The 18,722-nt window shown below is 66.8% G+C and carries 21 protein-coding genes and 1 tRNA gene; 9 read left to right on the forward strand and 13 right to left on the reverse strand.

Features of this window, described 5'->3' with window-relative positions; genetic code table 11:
* Positions 1–648 precede the first annotated feature (648 nt).
* Both ACZ6O0_RS37435 and ACZ6O0_RS37440 read left to right on the forward strand, forming a co-directional pair.
* Complete coding sequence (locus tag ACZ6O0_RS37435; protein WP_465769808.1) at positions 649–1,602, forward strand: hypothetical protein; 954 nt, start codon at positions 649–651, stop codon at positions 1,600–1,602.
* A 535-nt stretch (positions 1,603–2,137) separates the two neighbouring features.
* The gene (locus ACZ6O0_RS37440) at positions 2,138–2,890 is read left to right on the forward strand and encodes a hypothetical protein (RefSeq protein WP_465769809.1); all 753 of its coding nucleotides are present in this window, start codon (positions 2,138–2,140) and stop codon (positions 2,888–2,890) included.
* 24 nt (positions 2,891–2,914) lie between these two features.
* On the opposite strand, the gene ACZ6O0_RS37445 is transcribed toward ACZ6O0_RS37440, so the two are convergent.
* Complete coding sequence (locus ACZ6O0_RS37445; protein WP_465769810.1) at positions 2,915–3,649, reverse strand: GntR family transcriptional regulator; 735 nt, start codon at positions 3,647–3,649, stop codon at positions 2,915–2,917.
* On the opposite strand from ACZ6O0_RS37445, the gene ACZ6O0_RS37450 reads away from it, so the two are divergent.
* From ACZ6O0_RS37450 to ACZ6O0_RS37460, 3 genes are read left to right on the forward strand one after another with little or no spacing between them, the layout of a single operon-like run.
* Positions 3,633–4,754 carry a replication initiator gene (locus tag ACZ6O0_RS37450; protein WP_465769811.1) on the forward strand — a complete coding sequence of 374 codons (1,122 nt, stop codon included), beginning with the start codon at positions 3,633–3,635 and terminating at the stop codon, positions 4,752–4,754. The genes ACZ6O0_RS37445 and ACZ6O0_RS37450 overlap by 17 nt on opposite strands.
* Before the next feature lie 29 nt (positions 4,755–4,783).
* On the forward strand, positions 4,784–5,086 hold the full coding sequence (locus ACZ6O0_RS37455; protein ID WP_465769812.1) for a helix-turn-helix domain-containing protein: 303 nt from the start codon (positions 4,784–4,786) through the stop codon (positions 5,084–5,086).
* 10 nt (positions 5,087–5,096) lie between these two features.
* Positions 5,097–6,494 carry a tyrosine-type recombinase/integrase gene (locus ACZ6O0_RS37460; RefSeq protein WP_465769813.1) on the forward strand — a complete coding sequence of 466 codons (1,398 nt, stop codon included), beginning with the start codon at positions 5,097–5,099 and terminating at the stop codon, positions 6,492–6,494.
* Positions 6,495–6,508: 14 nt separating this feature from the next.
* On the opposite strand, the gene ACZ6O0_RS37465 is transcribed toward ACZ6O0_RS37460, so the two are convergent.
* The 6 genes from ACZ6O0_RS37465 to ACZ6O0_RS37490 all read right to left on the reverse strand — a co-directional run bounded on the left by ACZ6O0_RS37465 (position 6,509) and on the right by ACZ6O0_RS37490 (position 9,244).
* Positions 6,509–6,584 (reverse strand) — tRNA-Ala (locus tag ACZ6O0_RS37465).
* Positions 6,585–7,179: 595 nt separating this feature from the next.
* On the reverse strand, positions 7,180–7,827 hold the full coding sequence (locus ACZ6O0_RS37470; protein ID WP_465769814.1) for a histidine phosphatase family protein: 648 nt from the start codon (positions 7,825–7,827) through the stop codon (positions 7,180–7,182).
* Positions 7,824–8,207 carry a ribosome silencing factor gene (gene rsfS / locus ACZ6O0_RS37475; protein WP_465769815.1) on the reverse strand — a complete coding sequence of 128 codons (384 nt, stop codon included), beginning with the start codon at positions 8,205–8,207 and terminating at the stop codon, positions 7,824–7,826. Before rsfS ends, ACZ6O0_RS37470 begins: the two co-directional genes overlap by 4 nt.
* A 7-nt stretch (positions 8,208–8,214) precedes the next feature.
* Positions 8,215–8,826: a nicotinate-nucleotide adenylyltransferase gene (gene nadD, locus ACZ6O0_RS37480; protein WP_465769816.1), complete on the reverse strand. Its 612-nt coding sequence runs from the start codon at positions 8,824–8,826 to the stop codon at positions 8,215–8,217.
* A gap of 20 nt (positions 8,827–8,846) precedes the next feature.
* Positions 8,847–9,005: a hypothetical protein gene (locus ACZ6O0_RS37485; protein WP_465769817.1), complete on the reverse strand. Its 159-nt coding sequence runs from the start codon at positions 9,003–9,005 to the stop codon at positions 8,847–8,849.
* Between the two features lie 110 nt (positions 9,006–9,115).
* Positions 9,116–9,244, reverse strand: coding sequence for a hypothetical protein (locus ACZ6O0_RS37490; protein WP_465769818.1), 129 nt, complete (start codon positions 9,242–9,244; stop codon positions 9,116–9,118).
* 144 nt (positions 9,245–9,388) lie between these two features.
* Here ACZ6O0_RS37490 and ACZ6O0_RS37495 point away from each other — a divergent pair, with 144 nt between their 5' ends.
* Complete coding sequence (locus ACZ6O0_RS37495; protein ID WP_465769819.1) at positions 9,389–9,838, forward strand: Lrp/AsnC family transcriptional regulator; 450 nt, start codon at positions 9,389–9,391, stop codon at positions 9,836–9,838.
* Here the strand turns inward: ACZ6O0_RS37495 and ACZ6O0_RS37500 are convergent.
* Positions 9,771–10,970 (reverse strand): MFS transporter, encoded by a 1,200-nt coding sequence (locus ACZ6O0_RS37500; protein ID WP_465769820.1) that lies wholly within the window; start codon positions 10,968–10,970, stop codon positions 9,771–9,773. The two genes, ACZ6O0_RS37495 and ACZ6O0_RS37500, sit on opposite strands and share 68 nt — an antisense overlap.
* An 80-nt stretch (positions 10,971–11,050) precedes the next feature.
* Here ACZ6O0_RS37500 and ACZ6O0_RS37505 point away from each other — a divergent pair, with 80 nt between their 5' ends.
* Positions 11,051–11,914 carry a winged helix-turn-helix transcriptional regulator gene (locus ACZ6O0_RS37505; protein ID WP_465769821.1) on the forward strand — a complete coding sequence of 288 codons (864 nt, stop codon included), beginning with the start codon at positions 11,051–11,053 and terminating at the stop codon, positions 11,912–11,914.
* Here the strand turns inward: ACZ6O0_RS37505 and ACZ6O0_RS37510 are convergent.
* Positions 11,901–12,788 (reverse strand): alpha/beta hydrolase, encoded by an 888-nt coding sequence (locus ACZ6O0_RS37510; RefSeq protein WP_465769822.1) that lies wholly within the window; start codon positions 12,786–12,788, stop codon positions 11,901–11,903. The two genes, ACZ6O0_RS37505 and ACZ6O0_RS37510, sit on opposite strands and share 14 nt — an antisense overlap.
* Before the next feature lie 66 nt (positions 12,789–12,854).
* Between ACZ6O0_RS37510 and ACZ6O0_RS37515 the strand changes: the two genes are divergently transcribed.
* Both ACZ6O0_RS37515 and ACZ6O0_RS37520 read left to right on the forward strand, forming a co-directional pair.
* Positions 12,855–13,433 (forward strand): PadR family transcriptional regulator, encoded by a 579-nt coding sequence (locus ACZ6O0_RS37515; protein WP_465769823.1) that lies wholly within the window; start codon positions 12,855–12,857, stop codon positions 13,431–13,433.
* A complete protein-coding gene (locus tag ACZ6O0_RS37520) occupies positions 13,430–14,083 on the forward strand; it encodes a 4'-phosphopantetheinyl transferase family protein (protein ID WP_465769824.1) in 654 nt (217 codons plus the stop codon). The genes ACZ6O0_RS37515 and ACZ6O0_RS37520 overlap by 4 nt, the downstream gene beginning before the upstream one ends.
* Here the strand turns inward: ACZ6O0_RS37520 and ACZ6O0_RS37525 are convergent.
* The 4 genes from ACZ6O0_RS37525 to obgE all read right to left on the reverse strand — a co-directional run bounded on the left by ACZ6O0_RS37525 (position 14,068) and on the right by obgE (position 18,538).
* On the reverse strand, positions 14,068–15,312 hold the full coding sequence (locus ACZ6O0_RS37525) for a glutamate-5-semialdehyde dehydrogenase (protein WP_465769825.1): 1,245 nt from the start codon (positions 15,310–15,312) through the stop codon (positions 14,068–14,070). The genes ACZ6O0_RS37520 and ACZ6O0_RS37525 overlap by 16 nt on opposite strands.
* Positions 15,313–15,363: 51 nt before the next feature.
* Positions 15,364–15,738, reverse strand: coding sequence for a spore germination protein GerW family protein (locus ACZ6O0_RS37530; protein WP_465769826.1), 375 nt, complete (start codon positions 15,736–15,738; stop codon positions 15,364–15,366).
* Between the two features lie 100 nt (positions 15,739–15,838).
* Positions 15,839–16,951 (reverse strand): glutamate 5-kinase, encoded by a 1,113-nt coding sequence (gene proB / locus ACZ6O0_RS37535; protein WP_465769827.1) that lies wholly within the window; start codon positions 16,949–16,951, stop codon positions 15,839–15,841.
* Between the two features lie 3 nt (positions 16,952–16,954).
* Positions 16,955–18,538 (reverse strand): GTPase ObgE, encoded by a 1,584-nt coding sequence (gene obgE / locus ACZ6O0_RS37540; RefSeq protein WP_465769828.1) that lies wholly within the window; start codon positions 18,536–18,538, stop codon positions 16,955–16,957.
* Positions 18,539–18,722 lie beyond the last annotated feature (184 nt).

Here is an 18,722-nt window from a genome sequence, read left to right on the forward strand (position 1 = left end):
CCTTCCTGGTTGTTGCGAGTTGGACCCGCTTCCAGACCGTTGTTACGTGTGGTTCACTCCCAAAATCCTCCCACTGCCGTACGCGGTCCGGTGGCCTGCCGACGCCTCTCCTCCCGATGCACGTTGTGGCTCGGGTCAGGGTCTGGATCGGTGGCCTCGCCGGACCTGATCATCAGTCTGGCAGCGATCGTAAGAGTCGCGGGCGAGTTATCCACAGGTCATCATCTAGTCCGATGTCCTGAGACATCACACAGGTCATCATCTAGACCCACTGCTCCAATCGAACATATGTTCTATAGTTCTCGCCATGGGGAGCAATCGACGGTACCCTCGCGAGAGGTCCGCCGGACTCAGCTATGCGGCACTGTTGGGTTCTGCGCAGCGGGCACGAGCGCGGACCATGGCCGGGTCTGATCTTGGAGTGGCGTCGAACCAACTCTGGCGACTGGGCTGCACGGGTGGTGTACGTGCCGGATCACCGGGTTGCTCGCTCAGTCGAGGCGTGGTTCGCAGCTGGCAATCTTCGACCGACCGGGGCGTGGCCGAGCGAATCTGTTCAGGCTGCAGCGGGGCGAGGCAGTGAGAATCACTAGCAGTCGTGCCAAACTCGATCATCTGGGCGGGATCGGTCGGCGTTCGGGAGGGGAAATGCTCGCTAGCTTGTTGCCTGGTCTGCGAGATGTTCGGACACCGTTGGCGGTTGGGTATCTGTGGTTTCTGGCAGCATGGCTTATCTTTGCTCAGGATCTTCCGTACAATACATCGTCTCCTGGTTCATTTGTCGCGGGATTGGCCAGCCTCCAGGGCCTGATCGGCGACGGTGCAATCATCGCAGCCCTTTCTTTCTCCGCATTTCTTATCGGATCCGTAGTTTCATTTAGCTTCGACTTCCGGCCACTTCGCAGACTGGAGGATGAGCTAGGCGACCGCAAAGATACGACGGAGATAGAGCTGAGCGAGTTCGTTGAGATTGAGCTTTCCAAGATTGAAAGCGCCCCGACCATTCGCCCTGAGGCACGATTCAAGACGTTAATAGAAACCGACGATCTGCGGGCACGACTCCTGGTTGCGAATCAGGAGATGTATGGCGAGTATGATCGACTGGAAGCCGAAGGCACCTTCAGGGTGAATATTGCGATACCGTTGGTCGCATTGGCCGGCGCATGTTTGGTTCGACCTTTCGATACTTTGATCGTGACCTTGGCGTTCGCCCTCAGCGTGGCCACCGTTGCAACCTTACTGTTCTATCAAGGACTCAAAAAGCATCGCCTCTCTAGCAATGTTCTCGCCCGGGCCGTGCTTGCTGGAGTTATTGAGCATCCGTTAATTGCGAGAGCACGAGTGGTTGAAACAGAAAAGCTTGAAGCCGAGCACAGGAAGAAGAGGGACGTCTCGCGCTCCGCGGAGCGTCGTGAAAACCTCCGTGAGATTATTGCCAACCTAACGGCCGCGCACAAGCTGAAACGTCAAGCCGAAGTTGCACTTACCCGTCAAGACCTCTCTCCGGAGGTTCTCCTAGAACGTCAGAAAGAGTCATCCCGCATGACATACGAAATCGAAAAACGGGAGCGGGAACTACTGCTGTTCTTTGACGAAGAATGACGCTTACGTGTCAAAGAGCACGGGCAGACCTTCCGCATCGCCCCGATAGCTGCCGACCTTAGGTTCGGTGCGGTGCGGGTCAAGGGTCGTAGATCCCGGAGGGACGCCGTAGGCGCCCTTGACGCGTGCCGTGGCGGACCGCCCCTTCCATGATTGCTAGCGGGGCGATGCGGGAACCCCACGCTCACACGGGGCCGCATGGGCAACCGCGGCAGATGGGTGGCCGGCCGTTTCGGCGAGTACGCAAACGACAGGGTGTCGATCGTTGATGGCGGGTTCTGCTGTCTTCGGCCCGGCACCCTGTTGGCACGTGCGCGCCATGCCAAGGGACGCGCCCAGAACGTAGCGAAGCGGAGTGGCGGGCAGGCGGCCCCGCCCTGTGGTGGCGGCGCGCTTTCGGGCCCTAGGGGGCCCGTCTTGAAGACGTAGAGAAACTTGAAGACGTAGAGAAACTTGTCAGACGTCGTCAAGCACGGTGTGCACCTGATCTGGCGTGATCACTGGCATGCTGGAAGGTCTTGAAGGAAGGAGGCGTATGCCCGGCATCTTCATCTCAGGTGGCATGGATCTGAGGGTCTCCAACATCCGGATTCCGCTGGATGGGTCCGACCCTCCCCCACTCACCTTCAAGGTCCGTTTGGACACCTGGCAACACTGGATGCTCGCGGCCTGCGATAACACCAAGCTCGCTTGCGCCGAGGAGAGCTCCCTGAGAACACTCTGCGCTCAAGAGCCACCGGCGCAGGACAGGGATGAGCGTAAAGGGCTTGCGCTTGAAGCCGAGTACCGCGCTGCGATGGTTGCCATTGGCGCTTGCGCGTTCGCCGTCGACGCCTTCTACGCCACGATTGTTGAGCGGTTTGGGAAGCACCCAGACGCGCAGGTCTGGAAGGTGAATCGAACATCCAGGCATGCTCAGATTGCTGCTACATTCCACTATCACCTGAAGATAAAGAACTCTGGCATGCCGGACGTAAGGCTGTTCATCAAGGAGCTATTCAAGTTCCGGGACATGGCTGTACATCCTCCCGTGGAATTCAAAGACCCCATCTACCGTGCCGACGTTGACGCAGGTGTTGAACCCCGATTCGTCACCTATTCAGCGGAGCACGCCAGGAAGGCTCTGGGTCTGACGGTCGAACTCATGACTGCCCTCGTGGACAAGGCAGAAGTAGTGGCGTCGGGCGACAACGTGCCGTGGGTCGATTTCGCGAAGGGACGCATTGACATTGTGCGTGCAACTGCGAGGAGCATTGACGGTGTCAAGTTCCCAGATCGCGATCAGTGACGGACGCTCACCGTACCTAGACGCTCAGCGTCCCGGGATCGGCAAACGGTAAGACAGCACATACCGCTCTGACGATACGACAATATCCGCCGTCTCGACCGGCTGATCGCGTTCATAGTAGGTGCGTTCGATAACGAGCACTGGCACTCCTACTGGCACTACCAGGGTCTCAGCCTCGTAGGGACGGGCCGCACGGCCCGTAACGTCCTCTCCGACATGGGTGATGTGCACTCCGATGCTGTCCATCCTGGGGATTACGCCTCTGATCGAGCCACCCTCTGGGTTCTCGATCGGTGTGCCACCCGTGAGCGCCAGAGGCTCGAAAGACGTGGAGAGCATGACCGGTTCGCCGTCAGCCAGGAACCGATAGCTAGTACGCATCACAGGATCGCCTTGCTCGATGTTGAGTCGATCAGCGATGGCCTTCGATGCAGTAGTTCGACGGCTCTGAAAATCCCACTCTGGGACCTGGCCGCCGGCCGATGCAGCAGCCGCGAAGGGTGACGAAGTTGGGCGCTCAGAGTAGAGACTCCCTAACACTCGACGCTTCGGAGGCTGTAGTGCGCGAACGAACGAACCACGCCCCTGCTGCTTGACGATCAGGCCTTCAGAACGCAGCACATCTAGTGCCTGCCGGACCACAATTCGAGAGACGCCGTAGTCGGCCATCAAACCTGGCTCGCTCGGCAGTTGGTCTCCAACCTGGAGAGTCATCCCCGCGACGGTCGCGCAGCACCCGTGCGTGTTCGTCACCTTCACCGCACCCTCCTTCGGACCAGTGCACTCCCCCGCAAGCATCGGGGCCGCGACGGGCAACTCCGCAACCAGACCTGCCGCCCCCCGCCGCAAACCCGACCCGTGCCCGCACGGTGTGGACCTGCGCTGCCACCAAACCCACCACGACGGCGAGAAGATCCTCGGCACCCCGTTCTGCCTGGACTGCTACGACCACGACCACCAAGTCGTCTGGAACGCCCTGTCGGGTCAGTTGTGGCGACGCACCATGGACCGCGCCAAAGACACCCTCCGCAGATGGGCCAGCAAGCACGGCGTCACGGTCAAGCTGTCCTACGGCAAGGTCGCCGAAATGCAGGCCAGAGGAGTCGCCCACTTCCACGCCCTGATGCGGCTCGACGGATGCGATCCCCTCGAGCCCCACCAGGTCGCCGTCCCGCACCTCACCGCGGACCTCGCCCTGCTGGCCGCAGCGATCCGCCGCGCCGTCGAGACCACCCGGTTCCGGTCCCTGCCCCACCCCGACCAGCCAGGCGGCTGGGAGATCTCCTGGGGCCAGCAACTCGACCTTCGCCCCGTCCGGCAAGCCGTCGATGGCGTGATCACCGAAACCGCCGTCGCCGGGTACCTGGCCAAGTACGCCACCAAGGCCGCCGAGGCGACCGGGCACTCATCAGCACGCCTCACCAACGCGACCGTCAACCGGTACGCCACCCGCCACACCCATGCCGGCCGATTGGTCGACGCCTGCTGGCGACTCGGACGCCCCGGCTCCGACCTCGACCCCGAAGAAGCCGCCAAGAACTCCGGACGCCTGTCCTACCGCCGCCTCCAGCGCTGGGCACACATGCTCGGCTTCGGCGGCCACTTCTCCACCAAGTCACGCCAGTACTCCACCACCCTCAAAGCGCTGCGAGAGGCGCGGGCGAACTGGCGACGCGAACGACACCGCACCGCCGAACACACCGCCGACACCGAAACCACCCTCATCGTCGGCAACTTCACCTACGCAGGCACCGGCTGGCGAACCATCGGCGACGCACTCCTCGCCACCACCGCCGCCGCCAAAGCCCGCGAGCATCGGCGGCTGCTGAAAGACGTGCTCGATGAGGTGCCAAGGGACGAGTGACACGTAACTGTCAACGAAAGGAGGTTCAGGTGACAGCACAGGAGGACGCGGGGTTGTCCGATTCGATGCGAGTGCTCGCCGATGCAATAGCTCGACTCGGGGTCAAGGCGACTGTCGGCGTCGATGAGTTGTTGACGGTCGATGACCTGGCTGTCGTTCTCAAGATTCCGGCACGAACGATCAAGGATCAGCTCGCTGCCGGTTTGTTGCCTCATCACCGTTTCGGGAAGCACTACCGATTCGATGCCGAGGACGTGAAAGAGATCCTGCACATGACGGCGAAGAAGCCGGTCAATCGACCGACGAGATCGCGGTCTGCACGAGTCGCATAGGAGACCGGCAATGGCGTTCGCAGAGAGGCGCGGCAAGTGGTGGCGAGGCCGCTACCGCAGACCCGATGACACCTACGGCTCGACCTCAGGCTTCAGCACCAAGCGGGCCGCACTGCAAGCTGCGGCCGACGAGGAGTCACGCATCCGCCACAACACTTGGATTGACCCGCGAGTGGCTGAGATGCGCTTCGAAGACTTCGCGAATCAATGGCACGCTGCCGTCACAGGCAGGCTCAGCGACAACACGAGGGTCAAGTACAGGCGATATCTCGACAGGCAGTTGATCCCCAAGTGGGGCGACTGGCCCATGATCGGAATCTTCAACAGCCACTTCGACATCGAGACGTGGGTGACCCAACTTCACGGCGACTACGAGGAGTCCTCAGTTGCCTCATACTTCGGCTGCTTCTCGACGATCATGAACGCTGCGGTCAAAGCCAAGGTGATCCCTGCCAATCCATGCTCGGGAATCCGGGTGACCGGTGGCGATTGGGAGTCGGAGAAGTACGTTGCGACTCCATTGCAGGTCCTTCGAGCGAGCATGCGGCTCTACGAGAATGAACTCGGATTGAGCGGGCTCCTACTCGGGTTGCTCGACGGCTATACAGGTGGGCGCTGGGGCGAGATAGCCGGTCAGACACTTACTGAGTACGACCAGGTCAGGCAGGCGATTGCGGTCTTCGAACCGCTCAAGGAGGTCGACGGCAGACTCTTCAAGAGCGGAGCCGATGTCACCGAGCACACAGATCTGCAGCTGTTCGGCAATGGGCGTCGCCCGCGGCGGACGAAGCGGAACGCTCGCACGAAGTCACCGGCCAGTGAACGTTGGGTTCAGCTTCCTCCGAGCGTTGCGGCGATCTACGAACTGTTCCTGGCGACCCGGCCTGCTGGGCAGTCGTTCGTGTTCACGTCACTTCAGGGCAGGCCCTGGTACCGCTCGAACTTCCGGCAGCGGTTCTGGCGTCCGGCCTGGGATGGCGTTGACGCTGACAAGCCTTCCTCGACGAGGCATGTGTCAGCCATCTTGTCGGGCTTCCGGTTCCACGAGGGGCGACACACTCACGCTACGTGGCTGACTGAGGACGGCATCTCGGAGGTTGCTCGCCGTGCTCGGCTCGGACACAAGATGATTGGCATGGGTCGCGTCTACGACCATGTGACGCCGGAGATGGAGCGCCAGATCCTGATGGCTCTGGAGGAGCGCTGGGTCGCTTCAGTGCTCGCATTGGAGGAGGACGAGCGTCAGAAGCTCCTCGCCTGGGTTCCCGTGATCAAGGACACCATCGAGAAGGCCCGGCAGGAGGCCGAGATGCTGGCGGCCAAGCTGGTGGGAGGCGAGCGGTTCTCCCAAATCTCTCCCACTGGTGCCACCAACGAAAACAGGTCAGGGGGCGAAAGTGCCTCCTGACCTGCGGTTACTGCTGGTGGAGCTTAGGGGATTCGAACCCCTGACCTCTTCCATGCCATGGAAGCGCGCTACCAACTGCGCCAAAGCCCCGCGGTGTCTTGCGACTCCGGAAGTTTAGCGGATGAGTGCCTTCGAAGAAAAATCGGGTGGGGGTGGTCTGTGGCACCCGCCGACGGGCGCCTGACAACCGCGTCGCGAGCACCGGCTTGCTACCCGTCGCCCTCGTCCAGTCGCCCCACACACCACAGCATTCCCGCCCATCACAGCACACCGAGTGGTGCTCCGAGGCAGCCGCCCAATGGCGTCCAACAGAACTGCCGCCGGCCTTCTCACCCATCTCACGTGTCACAGCCCGCCCGCCGAGCACAGCAGACTCCGACGGGGTCTGCGGTAGCCGCCGCGGGCGGCCTGCAGGACAGCCGTCGCCCAGCGATGTCCTTTGCGTCCCACCGCATCCCCTCACGCCAAACACAGCACGGCGCAGAGCAGTCCGCGGCAGCCGCCGGAGGCGGCCAATAGGACAGCCGCCGCGCAGCGGTGACCTCTGTGCGCCCCACCACAGTCTCTCGCGCGAGGCACCGGACGCCGGTAGGCGATTCGCGGCTGCCGCCGGAGGCGGCCTACAGGACTGCCGCCGCGCAGCGGTGTCCTTTGGCCCCGTTCCCCGTTCCTCACTCACTCCACGTCAGCGTTGGGGGTCGTCGCTCATTACTGGTTCGGGGAGGGAGCCGGCGTTCCATTCTTCGATGCGCCAGCGGTGGTTGCGGCTGGGGAGGAGGGAGACCCAGTTGCAGTTGGAGAGGCCGCCGAAGGCGGGCCAGTGGGCTTGGGGGATGCCGAGGAAGAGGCAGATGCCGACGCGGGCGGCGAGGCCGTGGGTGGCGATGACGATGGTGTCCTCGGGGTCGCCCTGGTCGGCGATCCGCTCCAGGGCGGCGGCGAAGCGGGCGGCGACTTCTTCGATGGTTTCGCCGGATTCGCCGCGGCGCTGGGGTTCGCCGGCGCGGATGCGGGCGGCGGCTTCGGGGTGGATGGCGGCGAGTTCGGCCATGGTCATGCCGGCCCAGTTGTCGACGTCGATCTCGCGGAGGGCTTCGTCGTACTCGATCTTGAGGTCGGTCAGGACGGACAGCTCACCGGCGGTCGCGGCGGCGCGCTGGAGGTCGCTGGCGAACAGGCGGGTCGGCGCGAGGGCGGCCAGGCGTGCGGCGGTGGCGCGTGCCTGGGCGATGCCGACCTCGTCGAGGGGGATGTCGGCCTGGCCCTGGATCTTGTCCTGCAGGTTCCACTCGGTCCGGCCGTGCCGCCAGACGATCAGCCGCCCTGCGGTCATTCGGCGGTGGCGCCGGGGACGGGCGAGGGCAGCGGGATCACCGGGCAGTCGCGCCACAGCCGCTCGAGGGAGTAGAAGCTGCGCTCCTCGTCGTGCTGGACGTGGATGACGATCTCGAGGTAGTCGAGCAGCACCCAGCGGCCTTCCCGGGCGCCTTCGCGGCGGACCGGCTTGGCGTCGAAGTCGACGCGGAGCTTCTCCTCGACGGCGTCGACGATCGCGCGGACCTGGCGGTCGTTGGAGGCGGACGCGACCAGGAACGCGTCGGTGATGGCGAGTTGCTCGGACACGTCGAAGGCGAGGACGTTCTCGGCCTTCTTGTCGTGGGCCGCTTCGGCGGCCGCGGTGAGCAGCTCGATGGCGCGTTCGCTGGCTGGCATGTGGTTCCTAACGGTTGGTGTAGAGCTCACGCTTGGCGATGTACTGGACGATCCCGTCGGGCACGAGGTACCAGGTCGGGTTGCCCTTGGCGACCCGGGCCCGGCACTCGGTCGACGAGATCGCCAGGGCCGGCACCTCGAGCAGCGTGATCCGGTCCATCGGCAACTGGTCCAGCGGCAGCTCGAGACTCTCGGTCCCGGGCCTGGTACATCCGACGAACTGAGCCAGTTTGAACATCTCGTCCACGTCCCGCCAAGTGAGTATCTGGGCGAGCGCGTCGGCACCGGTGATGAAGAACAGCTCGGCGTCGGGATACAGCTTGGACAGGTCGCGCAGGGTGTCGATCGTGTACGTCGGACCCGGCCGGTCGATGTCCACCCGGCTGACCGAGAACCGCGGGTTCGACGCGGTCGCGATCACGGTCATCAGGTACCGGTCCTCGGCCGCGGAGACCTTCTTGTCCGACTTCTGCCACGGCTGGCCGGTCGGGACGAAGATCACCTCGTCGAGGTCGAAGTACGACTGCACTTCGCTGGCGGCGACCAGGTGGCCATGATGGATCGGGTCGAACGTGCCACCCATCACGCCCAGGCGCCTGACCCGCTCGACGGAAGCCATATCAGCCAGTACTCAGCCGCTCAGCTGTGCGGCCGGCCCTTGCCCATGATGACGGTGACGAGCAGCAGCAGGACCAGGACGAACAGCGTGAACCCGCCGTACCACCACGGCGAGATGTGCGAAGCCTCGGAGCCGGCTTCCTGGACGGCCGCCACCTGCGGCACGAGGAGCGTGAACATGAAGCAGAGCCTATCTCGTGGCCACCGACACAACAGCGACCGGTGGCCCGGGCAGGGCTACCGGTCGCGGACAGGGTCGGTTCCTGAAGCGCAATGCGCGCTTCAGCAGGTCAGCTGTGGCGGATGTGACGGGTCAGCAGCCGGCGCCAGACAGACGGTACGGCGTGGGCACGCCGGGACTGCGCGGCGATCCGGTGCAGCTCGTCGATGTGGGCACGGGCAACTTCGGGGGTGATCATGATTCCTTCACTGGGTTGGAGCGGCGGGGCCGGGGCGGGCTGTCCCCGACACTTCAGATTATACGGTTTGCACTACGCTCTCACAAACGAATTAAAGGTCCACAAGATTCCCAGCCTTCGAATCTGTGGTGAACGGGAGGATTCATGGACGCGATCGATCGGCAGCTGATCGAGGCACTCCGGCTGAACGGCCGCTCCAGCTGGGCCGAACTGGGCCGGGTGGTCGGGCTGTCCGGACCGAGCGTCCAGGAGCGGGTCCGGCGGCTGGAGGAACGCGGCGTCCTGCTCGGGTACCGCGCGGTCGTCGCGCCGGCGCAGGTCGGGCTCGGCACCAGCGCGCTGATCGGGCTGTTCCAGCGCGACGACGTGGAGACCGACGACATCGTCGAGCAGGTCCGGGAGATCGACGCGGTCGAGGACTGCTGGTTCGTCGCCGGCGACCAGGAGCTCGTGGTCAAGGTCCGCGTCGCTGACGTCACCCAGCTCGAGGCAGTGGTCGGTTCCCTGCGCCGCGTGAACGGTGTCGTCAGGACCCGGACGACGGTTGTGCTGTCGACTCGCTGGGAAGGCCGGCCCGCTCCCCTGCCCGAGTAAGTACGAGTACGGCGGCCGCACCGAGGGCGAGCGCGGCCGCGGCCGGGTAGAGCAGATCGGGGACATGCTCGTAGGCCACGCCACCCAGCGCGGGCGCCAGGAACATGCCGCTGATCGACGCGGCGGCGTACAAACTGGAGTACCGGCCGACCATGCCCTCCGGAGCGGCATCGGCGACGTGAGCGGTCGCGGTCGGTTTGTAGAGCATCTCCCCCGCCGTGATCACCACAATCGCGACGGTCGCACCGGCGAGCGCCGGCCAGACGCCGAGGGCAGCCAGCCCCACCCCGACGAGGGCGAACCCGAGAGCGATCACCCGCAGCCCCGAGTGGTGGCGCAGCCGGACCGCTAGCGGCGCCTCGCAGCACACGATGACCACGGAGCTCACCCCGAGCAGTACGCCGTACGCGACCGCAGGCGAACCCGCATCCCGCAGCAGCAGCGGCATGGTGGCGAACACCTGCCGGTACACGGTGTCGACGACCACGATCGTCGCCAGCAGCACCAGCACCGACCGATCTCGGCGCAAGACCCGCCAGAGCCCAGTGGCCGAAGCCGACGAGGCACTCCGCGCTGCAGGCACCCAACGCCAGATGACCGCCGCCATGACGAGACTGGTGAGCGCGTCCAGCACGAAAACGAGCGAGAAGTTGTACGCCGCGAGCAGTCCGCCGAGCGGTGGTCCGATGGTGAAGCCGGCGTTGCTCGCTGTCCGCGACAGCGCGATCCCTTCCCGGCGGCGCTCGGCCGGGAGAGCCGTAGCGACGAGAGCGCTCAGGTTCGGGCGACCCGCTCCGCCGAACAGACCGGCCAGCGCGGCGACCACCGCCAGCACACCGCCCGGCACCACGGGCATCGCCAGGCAGCTCACGGCCCACAGCAACTGGCTCCCGAGCGCCGCCGTACGCAGACCGAAGCGGTCCCCGAAGTACCCGCCCCCGAGGTTGCCGCCGAGCAGACCGACGCCGTACGCCGCAGCCGCGAAGCCGGCCTCCTGGGCGGACATCCCGCGGTCCTCGACCAGGTAGAGCGTGAGGTAGATCCACGCCAGCGCCCCGGCCGAGCTGACCAGCTGGCCGGCCATCACCGCCTTGAGCCAGCCCGGTAGTTCCGCGATCCGGCGCCAGTACATGCGCTCCCCCAGGTAGAGTGAGTTCCTCAGAGGAACTTACCCAGCGCGTTAGCGTGGTGGCAACCGGATTGGGGGTCGACGTGCGGCGGAGCACCTTCGCGCCCGAGCCGGACTGTGCGATCGCGCAGTCCCTCGGCGTGATCGGCGACGGCTGGGAGCTGCTGATCGTGCGGGATCTGGCCCGCGGCCTGGATCGGTTCGACCAGCTCGCCGAGTCGCTGCACATCTCCCGCAAGGTGCTGACCGAGCGACTCACCGGCCTGCTCGACAGCGGGATCGTCGAGCGCTCGGCGTACCAGGACCGTCCGACCCGCTACGCCTACCGCCTCACCCCGCGCGGCCGCGCGCTGCTGCCGGTGCTGGTCGCGCTCCAGGACTGGGGCGACCGCTGGCTGCTGGGTGACGGCTCACTCACCGGTACGAACGACGCCGACGAGGCACCCACGCACCGCATCCAAGACCTCGTCGGACGCCCTGTCCCACAGATCACCCTGCCGTCGATCGCGGGTACGGCGCTGGACGTGGTCGACCCGGATTCCCGCGCGACCGTCCTGTTCGGGTACCCGGCGACCGGCCGGCCGACCCCGCTGCCGGACGGCTGGGGCGAGATCGCCGGCGCCAGCGGGTGCACCTTGGAGAACCGCCTCTTCGCCGCGCGGTCCGACGACTTCGCCGCCCGAGAGATCTCGATCCGCGGAGTCAGCACGCAACGCACCGACGAGCAGCAGGCGTTCGCCAAGGCCGAGGAGATCCCGCACACTCTGCTGTCCGACCTCGAGCTGGAGCTCACCGCGGCGCTGCGGCTGCCGACCTTCCGCGCAGGTGGGTACGAACGGCTCAAACGCGTCGTACTCGTGATCGGTGACGACCGCATCGTCAAAGCCGTGCGCTACCCCGTCACGGACATCGCGGACACGGTCGACTGGGCCCTCAAGACTGCTTGAAGAACGCCTTGAGCTCGTCGGCCACGCGACCGACCGCCTTGGCGCTACCACCCGGGTTGGTTCCGCCCGGGTCGCTGGACGAGCCATGGTCCAGGCCCTCGAACTCGACCCGCCGGCAATGCGGCAGAGCCTTCTCCAGCGTGTCCCGCCACGGCTTCAGCGCCGAAAGGCCCTTACTGGCACCCATGAGCAGCACCTCCGCCGAGACCTCGCGGAACGCGTCGAAGGTTCCGGCGAGCTCGGCGATCAACGCGCCCTCGTAGTGAATCGTCGGCGCGAGCGTCCGCATCGTGACAGTGCCAGGGCCGGCCTTCCGCTCGTCCTTGACCAGCATCTTCTCGGTCATCCGCGTCATCAGTCCGCGCGGGATCACCTTCAGGAACGCCGGCGCCAGTTGCAGCCCGTACATGCTGGTCACCATCGCGCCGGCAAGGTTGCCCTCGGCAACCTCGCGGTCGAAGCGCGCGAGCCACTCCCGATGCGGCGCCGGATTGTCGACAATCGCAGGTTCATACACTGCGATCTTCCGCAATCCCGGCAGAGTGCGCGCCGCCTCGAGCACGACCGCGCCGCCCGCGCTCACCCCGAACGCCAGCTCCGCGCCGGCCGCGGTCAGCACGGCCTCGAGATCCTCGACCTCGGTACGCACGGTGTGGTCCGGCCGGTGCGGACCGGACAGACCGCGACCGCGGCGATCCGGGAGGTAGACGGTGAAGTCGCCGGCCAGCGCCTCCGCGAGCAGCGTGTGGCTGCGCGCCGACTCCATGCTGCCGTGCAGGACGACGACCGCCGGGCCGCGCCCGGTCTTCCAGTAGCCGATGGTGGTGCCGTCGCGGGACTCGACCGCACCCTCGGTCAGTTCTGCTGTTCTCATGATCCGATAGTCACACATCCTCTAGTTGCATTGCAACTAGTATCTCTGACCTCGTATGCTGTCGGCGTGACCTTTCGACGCTCACCCCTCGCGCTCGCGATCCTCGGCCTGCTGGAGAACGGGCCGCTGCACCCGTACGGGATCCAGCGGCTGATCAAGCAGTGGGGCAAGGACCAGGTGGTCAACGTCGGCCAGCGAACCAGCCTGTACCGGATGATCGTGCGGCTCGAGGAGGCCGGGCTGATCACCGCCGGCGCCACCGAGCGGGACGAGCGGTACCCGGAGCGGACGGTGTACCACCTGACCGAGGACGGGCGGACGGTGTGCCGGGAGTGGCTGGCGGAGATCCTCACCACGCCGCGGAACGAGTTCCCCGAGTTCCCGGCGGCGCTGTCGTTCGTGATGCTGGTGACGCCGGCCACGGCCGCGGAACTGCTGGCCGAGCGGCGGGATCACCTGACCAAACGCGTCGCGGAGCTCGATGCCGAGCTGACGCTGGAGGTCGAGGGTGCGCCGATCCCGCGGTACGCGCTGCTCGAAACGGAGTACCAGCGGGCGGTCACGGTGGCCGAGGCGGAGTGGATCGATCGGATTGTCGACGATCTGACAACCGGAACGTTGACCTGGAAACCCGGCCCGGTATGACGCCCGAGGCCGGGCCGGCGGTTGAGGTGTGGTGGGCGCGGATCGGTCAGGCGCGGGACGAGTTCGTGGGCGATCTCGACGAGGTCGAGCGGGGGCGGCTGGCGGCGTACCGGCGGGACGAGGACCAGGCGCGGTTCCTGCTCGGCTGCACGATCGTCCGGCGGTTGCTGGCGGCACGGTTCTCGTTGCCTGCGGCAAAGGTGCGGCTGGATCGGACCTGCCCGGAGTGCGGGAAGCCACACGGCAAGGTCCGCGCGGACGGTGTCGAGCTGTCGGTGACGCATTCCGGTGAGCTGGTCGGTGTCGCGATCGGGGACCGTCCGGTCGGGCTCGACGTGGAGAAGGTCGACCCGAGCGTCGACGTCGATGGGGTCGCGAGGATCGCGCTGGCTTCCTCGGAACTGGCAGAGCTGGCGCGGTACGACGGGATCGAGAGGGTTCGCGCATTCACGACGTACTGGGTGCGCAAGGAGGCGGTCGTCAAGGCGACCGGCGACGGGCTGCGGACGGACCTGCGCACCATCGCAGTCCCCGACGGCATTCAGCTGCAGGCGCTGGCGGTAGGTCCCGAGCATCGGGCGGCGCTGGCGGTGGTGTCCGCTGAGCCGCCCGTCGTACGACCGTATGACGCGGGTCAGCTCCTGATCTGACCCTCGCCGGTGACGACGTACTTGGTCGACGTCATCTCGGGCAGGCCCATCGGACCGCGGGCGTGTAGCTTCTGCGTGGAGATGCCGATCTCGGCGCCGAAGCCGAACTCGCCGCCGTCGGTGAAGCGCGTGCTCGCGTTGACCACGACCGCGGCCGAGTCCACCGCCTGCACGAACCGCCGGGCGGCGGCCTGCGAGCGGGTGATGATCGCGTCGGTGTGGCCGGAGCTGTAGCGACGGATGTGCTGCACCGCCGCTTCCAGGGAGTCGACGACCGCGGCGGACAGGTCCAGCGAGTTGTACTCCGCGCCGAAGTCCTCCTCCGTCGCGGCGACAATATCATTGCCCGCAGCAACTACCGTCGGGTCGCCGTGCACGGTCACGCCGGCCTCGGCCAGTGCGGGCAGGGCGGCGGCCAGGAACTCTTCGGCCACCGACTCATGCACCAGCAGCGATTCGGCCGCGTTGCAGACACTCGGGCGCTGGGTCTTCGAGTTCAGGAGGATCGTCAGCGCGAGCTCGAGATCCGCGTCGGCATCGACGTACACGTGGCAGTTGCCGACGCCCGTCTCGATCACCGGCACCGACGACTCGCTGACCACGGTCTGGATCAGCCCCGCACCGCCGCGCGGGATCAGTACGTCGACCAGCCCGCGAGCCTGCATGAGCTCCTTCACAGCGGCCCGATCCGTCGGCACGCCCTGGATCACGTCGGCCGGCAGACCGGCCTCGGCAACGGCATCCCGCAGTACGGCGATGATCGCCTCGTTGGACGCGGCCGCAGACGACGAGCCGCGGAGCAGCACCGCGTTGCCGGACTTGAGGCAGATGCCGGCCGCGTCGGCGGTCACGTTCGGCCGGGCCTCGTAGATGATGCCGATCACGCCGAACGGGACGCGCACCTGGCGCAGTTCCAGACCGTTCGGCAGGGTGTACCCGCGAACCACCTCGCCGATTGGGTCGGTCAACCCGGCCAGTTGCTCCAGCCCGGCCGCCATCCCGTCCACCCGAGCCGGGTTCAGCGCCAGCCGATCCACCGTCGACTCCGGAGTACCGGCCTCCCGCGCCGCCGCGACGTCCTTCGCGTTCGCAGCGACGATCGTGTCGGTGTTCGCCCGCAACGCCGCCGCCATCGCATGCAGCGCCGCGTCCTTGGTCGCCCGCGAGGCGTCCGCCAACGCGTACGACGCCTCCCGCGCCCGCCTGGCCAGCTCGATGATCTCGCTCACGGCTTCATCGTAGAGCGCCCCGCCCTCCCCCGCCCCACCGTCTCAACCGCGTCACGTCTTGCGGCGGGCGCCCCGGGCCTTGATCACCGCGCGGATCGTCAACAGCGCCGCCGCCGCGACCAGTTGGGCACCCAGGATGATCTTGGTGGCGTCGACGGCCGGGGTCCAGGTCACCTTGCCGTCGCGAAGGACGTAGACCCCGACCGGCCGGGCCATCAGGCCGAGCCCACCGCCGGACCCGCTGCGCTCCGGTTCGCCGCTGTCCCGGCCGGTACCACCGCCTCCGCCGCCACTGATGCGCGCTACCGGCAGCACCGTCACCCCGTCCTTCTCGATCGGCTCGCCGAAGACCGTTCCGGCTTTGACGCCGTCGACCACTCCTTGCAGGATGTCCATGACATCCGCGTTATCTGTCAGTTTCGCCATGTCTTCCACTCCAACCGGGTCAGCCCATTACAGCCGAGCTTTGGGAACATCTCCCCGGCCGGCAAGGGTTCAAGGGCACGAACAGCCAGGACCTTCGGGGCTACAGCAGAACCAGGTCGTCCCGGTGGACGACCTCGCGTTCGTACGCCGCCCCGAGCTCCCGCGCCAGGTCGCGCGTCGAGCGGCCCAGCAGATGAGGGAGTTCGGTGGCGTCGTAGTTGACCAGGCCGCGGGCGACGACGACGCCGGCCGGGGACACCAGGTCGACGGGGTCACCGGCGGAGAAGGTGCCTTCGACGGCGGAGATTCCGGCCGGGAGGAGCGACGTACGGCGTTCTGTCACGGCCCGGACCGCGCCTTCGTCCAGCCGCAGGATGCCCTGGCCAGAAGTAGCGTGGGCGAGCCAGAGCAGCCGCGTCTTGCGACGGCGACCGGTGGGATGGAAGAGCGTCCCGACCGGCTGACCCTTCAGTGCCTCGCCGACCCGCGCGGCCGACGTCAGTACGACCGGGATCCCTGCCTCGGTGGCGATCGCGGCGGCCTCGACCTTCGTGTGCATGCCGCCGGTGCCCACCCCGGACGACCCGTTCCGGCCGATCCTCAGCGGCGCGAGATCGGCGGGACCGCGGACGTCGGCGACCATCGACGTACCGGGCTTGCGCGGATCCCCGTCGTACAGCCCGTCGACGTCCGACAGCAGCAGTAGCAGATCAGCGTGGACGAGGTGGCTCGTCAGCGCCGCCAGGCGGTCGTTGTCGCCGAAGCGGATCTCGGTGGTGGCGACCGTGTCGTTCTCGTTCACGATCGGTACGACGCCGAGCTCGAGCAACCGTGCGAACGTCCGGTAGGCATTGCGGTAGTGGCTCCGCCGCGTCACGTCGTCGACGGTCAGCAGCACCTGCCCGACCCGCAACCCGTGCGCAGCGAACGCATCGCTGTACCGAGCCATCAACAACCCTTGACCGACCGACGCCGCCGCCTGCTGCGTCGCCAGGTCGCGCGGTCGCGACCGCAGGCCCATCGGGGCCAGGCCGGCGGCGATCGCGCCGGAGGAGACGAGGACGACCTCGGTCCCCTCCACCCGCCGTGCCGCGATGGCGTCGACGAGCAGCCGGAGCCGTTCGAGATCGATCCGGCCGCGCTGGGTCAGCGACGACGAGCCGACCTTCACGACGATCCGCGTGGCCTTGACGACCTCCGCGCGTTGCTTCATGGGTCAACCGTTCTGGTCGAGTTCCTTCTGAGCGTCGAGCTCACGCGCCTCCTTGCGCGCCAGCTTCTCGGCCTTCTCCGCAGCTCGTTTCGCCTCGGCCGGGGACATGTCGACCTCGTCCTCGACCCACCCCTGCCCGTACTCCGACCGGTCGGTCACGAGCTCGCCGGAGCGGTGGGCGTGGTACTCGGTGTCCTTGTCCCGCCGCCGCTGCACCGCGGGACGGGGCTCCTCCAGCCGGTGGTCCTCACCGCGCCGGGCCAGGATCTCCGCCCCGGCCTGGACCTCGGGCGCGAAGTCGAACACGATCGCGTTCGGCCCGTCGCCGATGACGACCGCGTCGCCCTCGACCGCGCCGAGCTCGAGCAGTTCCTTCTCGACGCCGAGCCGGTTCAGCCGGTCGGCCAGGTAGCCGGTCGCCTCCGCGTTCGCGAAGTCGGTCTGCTTGACCCAGCGCTCGGGCTTGTCGCCCTGCACCAGCCAGCCGCCGTCGTCCGGCAGCTTCTTCACCTTGAACTCGGGCCCGCCCTGCACCTGCGGCCGGATCACGATCCGCGTGGTGTCGGGCTTGGACTCCTCGGCGCGACGCCGTACGACGATCTCGGCCATCGCGAACTTCAACGCTTCCAGGCCTTCGTGCGACGCGGTCGAGATCGGGAACACCCGCAGCCCGCGCTGCTCCAGCTCGGCCTGCACCATCTCGGCGATGTCACGCGCGTCGGGTACGTCGATCTTGTTCAGGGCAACGAGTCGCGGCCGGTCCTCGAGCCCACCGTGGGCCTCCAGCTCGGCCTCGATCGTGTCCAGGTCGCTGAGCGGATCCCGGCCTGGCTCGTACGTCGCGCAGTCGATGACGTGGACGAGCGCCGCGCACCGCTCCACGTGCCGCAGGAAGTCGTGCCCGAGCCCGCGTCCCTCGCTCGCACCCTCGATCAGGCCGGGTACGTCGGCCACCGTGAAGGTGGTCTCCCCCGCGACCACGACACCGAGGTTCGGGATCAGGGTGGTGAACGGGTAGTCGGCGATCTTCGGCCGGGCCCGGCTGATCGACGCGACCAGCGAGGACTTGCCCGCACTCGGGAACCCGACCAGCCCGACGTCCGCGACGACCTTGAGCTCGAGGACGAGCATGCGCTCCTCGCCGTCCTCACCGAGCAGCGCGAAACCGGGAGCCTTGCGGCTGCTGCTGGCCAGCGCCGCGTTGCCCAGACCGCCCTTGCCACCCTGTGCGGCGACGAACTCCGCGCCGGGGCCGACCAGGTCGGCCAGTACGACGCCGTCCGCCGTGCTGATCACCGTACCGTCGGGAACCGGCAGGACCACGTCGGCGCCGTTGCTGCCGGCCTGGTGGTCACCCTTGCCCTGGGCACCATTCGTCGCGGTGCGGTGGCTGGAGCGGTGGTAGTCGACGAGCGTGGTGGTGTCCGGGTCGACGCGCAGGATGACGCTGCCGCCGTCGCCGCCGTTCCCGCCGTCCGGACCGCCGAGGGGCTTGAACTTCTCCCGGTGCACCGAGGCACATCCGTGGCCGCCGCGGCCCGCGGTGACGTGCACCGTCACGCGGTCGACAAAGCTGGGGATCGCCATCGGTGTCTCAACTTCCTGTCTTCATCTCCCGCCCCGAGCGGGGCGAGGGTGCTGCCGTTCGTGAACCCCGCCCCGAGCGGAGCGAGGTGCTGCTCTTCGTGATCTCCCGCCCCGAGCGGAGCGAGGGGTGGTACTTCCTCCAACACAGCAGAAGGGCGGGTCCGCGGTATTCCGCGACCCGCCC

Source organism: Kribbella sp. NPDC048837 (assembly GCF_055586945.1).

Bases quoted from the DNA above. Each gene is read 5' to 3' on its own strand.
- ACZ6O0_RS37435 (WP_465769808.1), top strand. From the start codon at position 649: ATGCTCGCTAGCTTGTTGCCTGGTCTGCGAGATGTTCGGACACCGTTG.
- ACZ6O0_RS37440 (WP_465769809.1), top strand. From the start codon at position 2,138: ATGCCCGGCATCTTCATCTCAGGTGGCATGGATCTGAGGGTCTCCAAC.
- ACZ6O0_RS37460 (WP_465769813.1), top strand. From the start codon at position 5,097: ATGGCGTTCGCAGAGAGGCGCGGCAAGTGGTGGCGAGGCCGCTACCGC.
- ACZ6O0_RS37470 (WP_465769814.1), bottom strand. From the start codon at position 7,827: ATGACCGCAGGGCGGCTGATCGTCTGGCGGCACGGCCGGACCGAGTGG.
- rsfS (WP_465769815.1), bottom strand. From the start codon at position 8,207: ATGCCAGCCAGCGAACGCGCCATCGAGCTGCTCACCGCGGCCGCCGAA.
- nadD (WP_465769816.1), bottom strand. From the start codon at position 8,826: ATGGCTTCCGTCGAGCGGGTCAGGCGCCTGGGCGTGATGGGTGGCACG.
- ACZ6O0_RS37485 (WP_465769817.1), bottom strand. From the start codon at position 9,005: ATGTTCACGCTCCTCGTGCCGCAGGTGGCGGCCGTCCAGGAAGCCGGC.
- ACZ6O0_RS37490 (WP_465769818.1), bottom strand. From the start codon at position 9,244: ATGATCACCCCCGAAGTTGCCCGTGCCCACATCGACGAGCTGCACCGG.
- ACZ6O0_RS37495 (WP_465769819.1), top strand. From the start codon at position 9,389: ATGGACGCGATCGATCGGCAGCTGATCGAGGCACTCCGGCTGAACGGC.
- ACZ6O0_RS37500 (WP_465769820.1), bottom strand. From the start codon at position 10,970: ATGTACTGGCGCCGGATCGCGGAACTACCGGGCTGGCTCAAGGCGGTG.
- ACZ6O0_RS37510 (WP_465769822.1), bottom strand. From the start codon at position 12,788: ATGAGAACAGCAGAACTGACCGAGGGTGCGGTCGAGTCCCGCGACGGC.
- ACZ6O0_RS37520 (WP_465769824.1), top strand. From the start codon at position 13,430: ATGACGCCCGAGGCCGGGCCGGCGGTTGAGGTGTGGTGGGCGCGGATC.
- ACZ6O0_RS37530 (WP_465769826.1), bottom strand. From the start codon at position 15,738: ATGGCGAAACTGACAGATAACGCGGATGTCATGGACATCCTGCAAGGA.
- proB (WP_465769827.1), bottom strand. From the start codon at position 16,951: ATGAAGCAACGCGCGGAGGTCGTCAAGGCCACGCGGATCGTCGTGAAG.
- obgE (WP_465769828.1), bottom strand. From the start codon at position 18,538: ATGGCGATCCCCAGCTTTGTCGACCGCGTGACGGTGCACGTCACCGCG.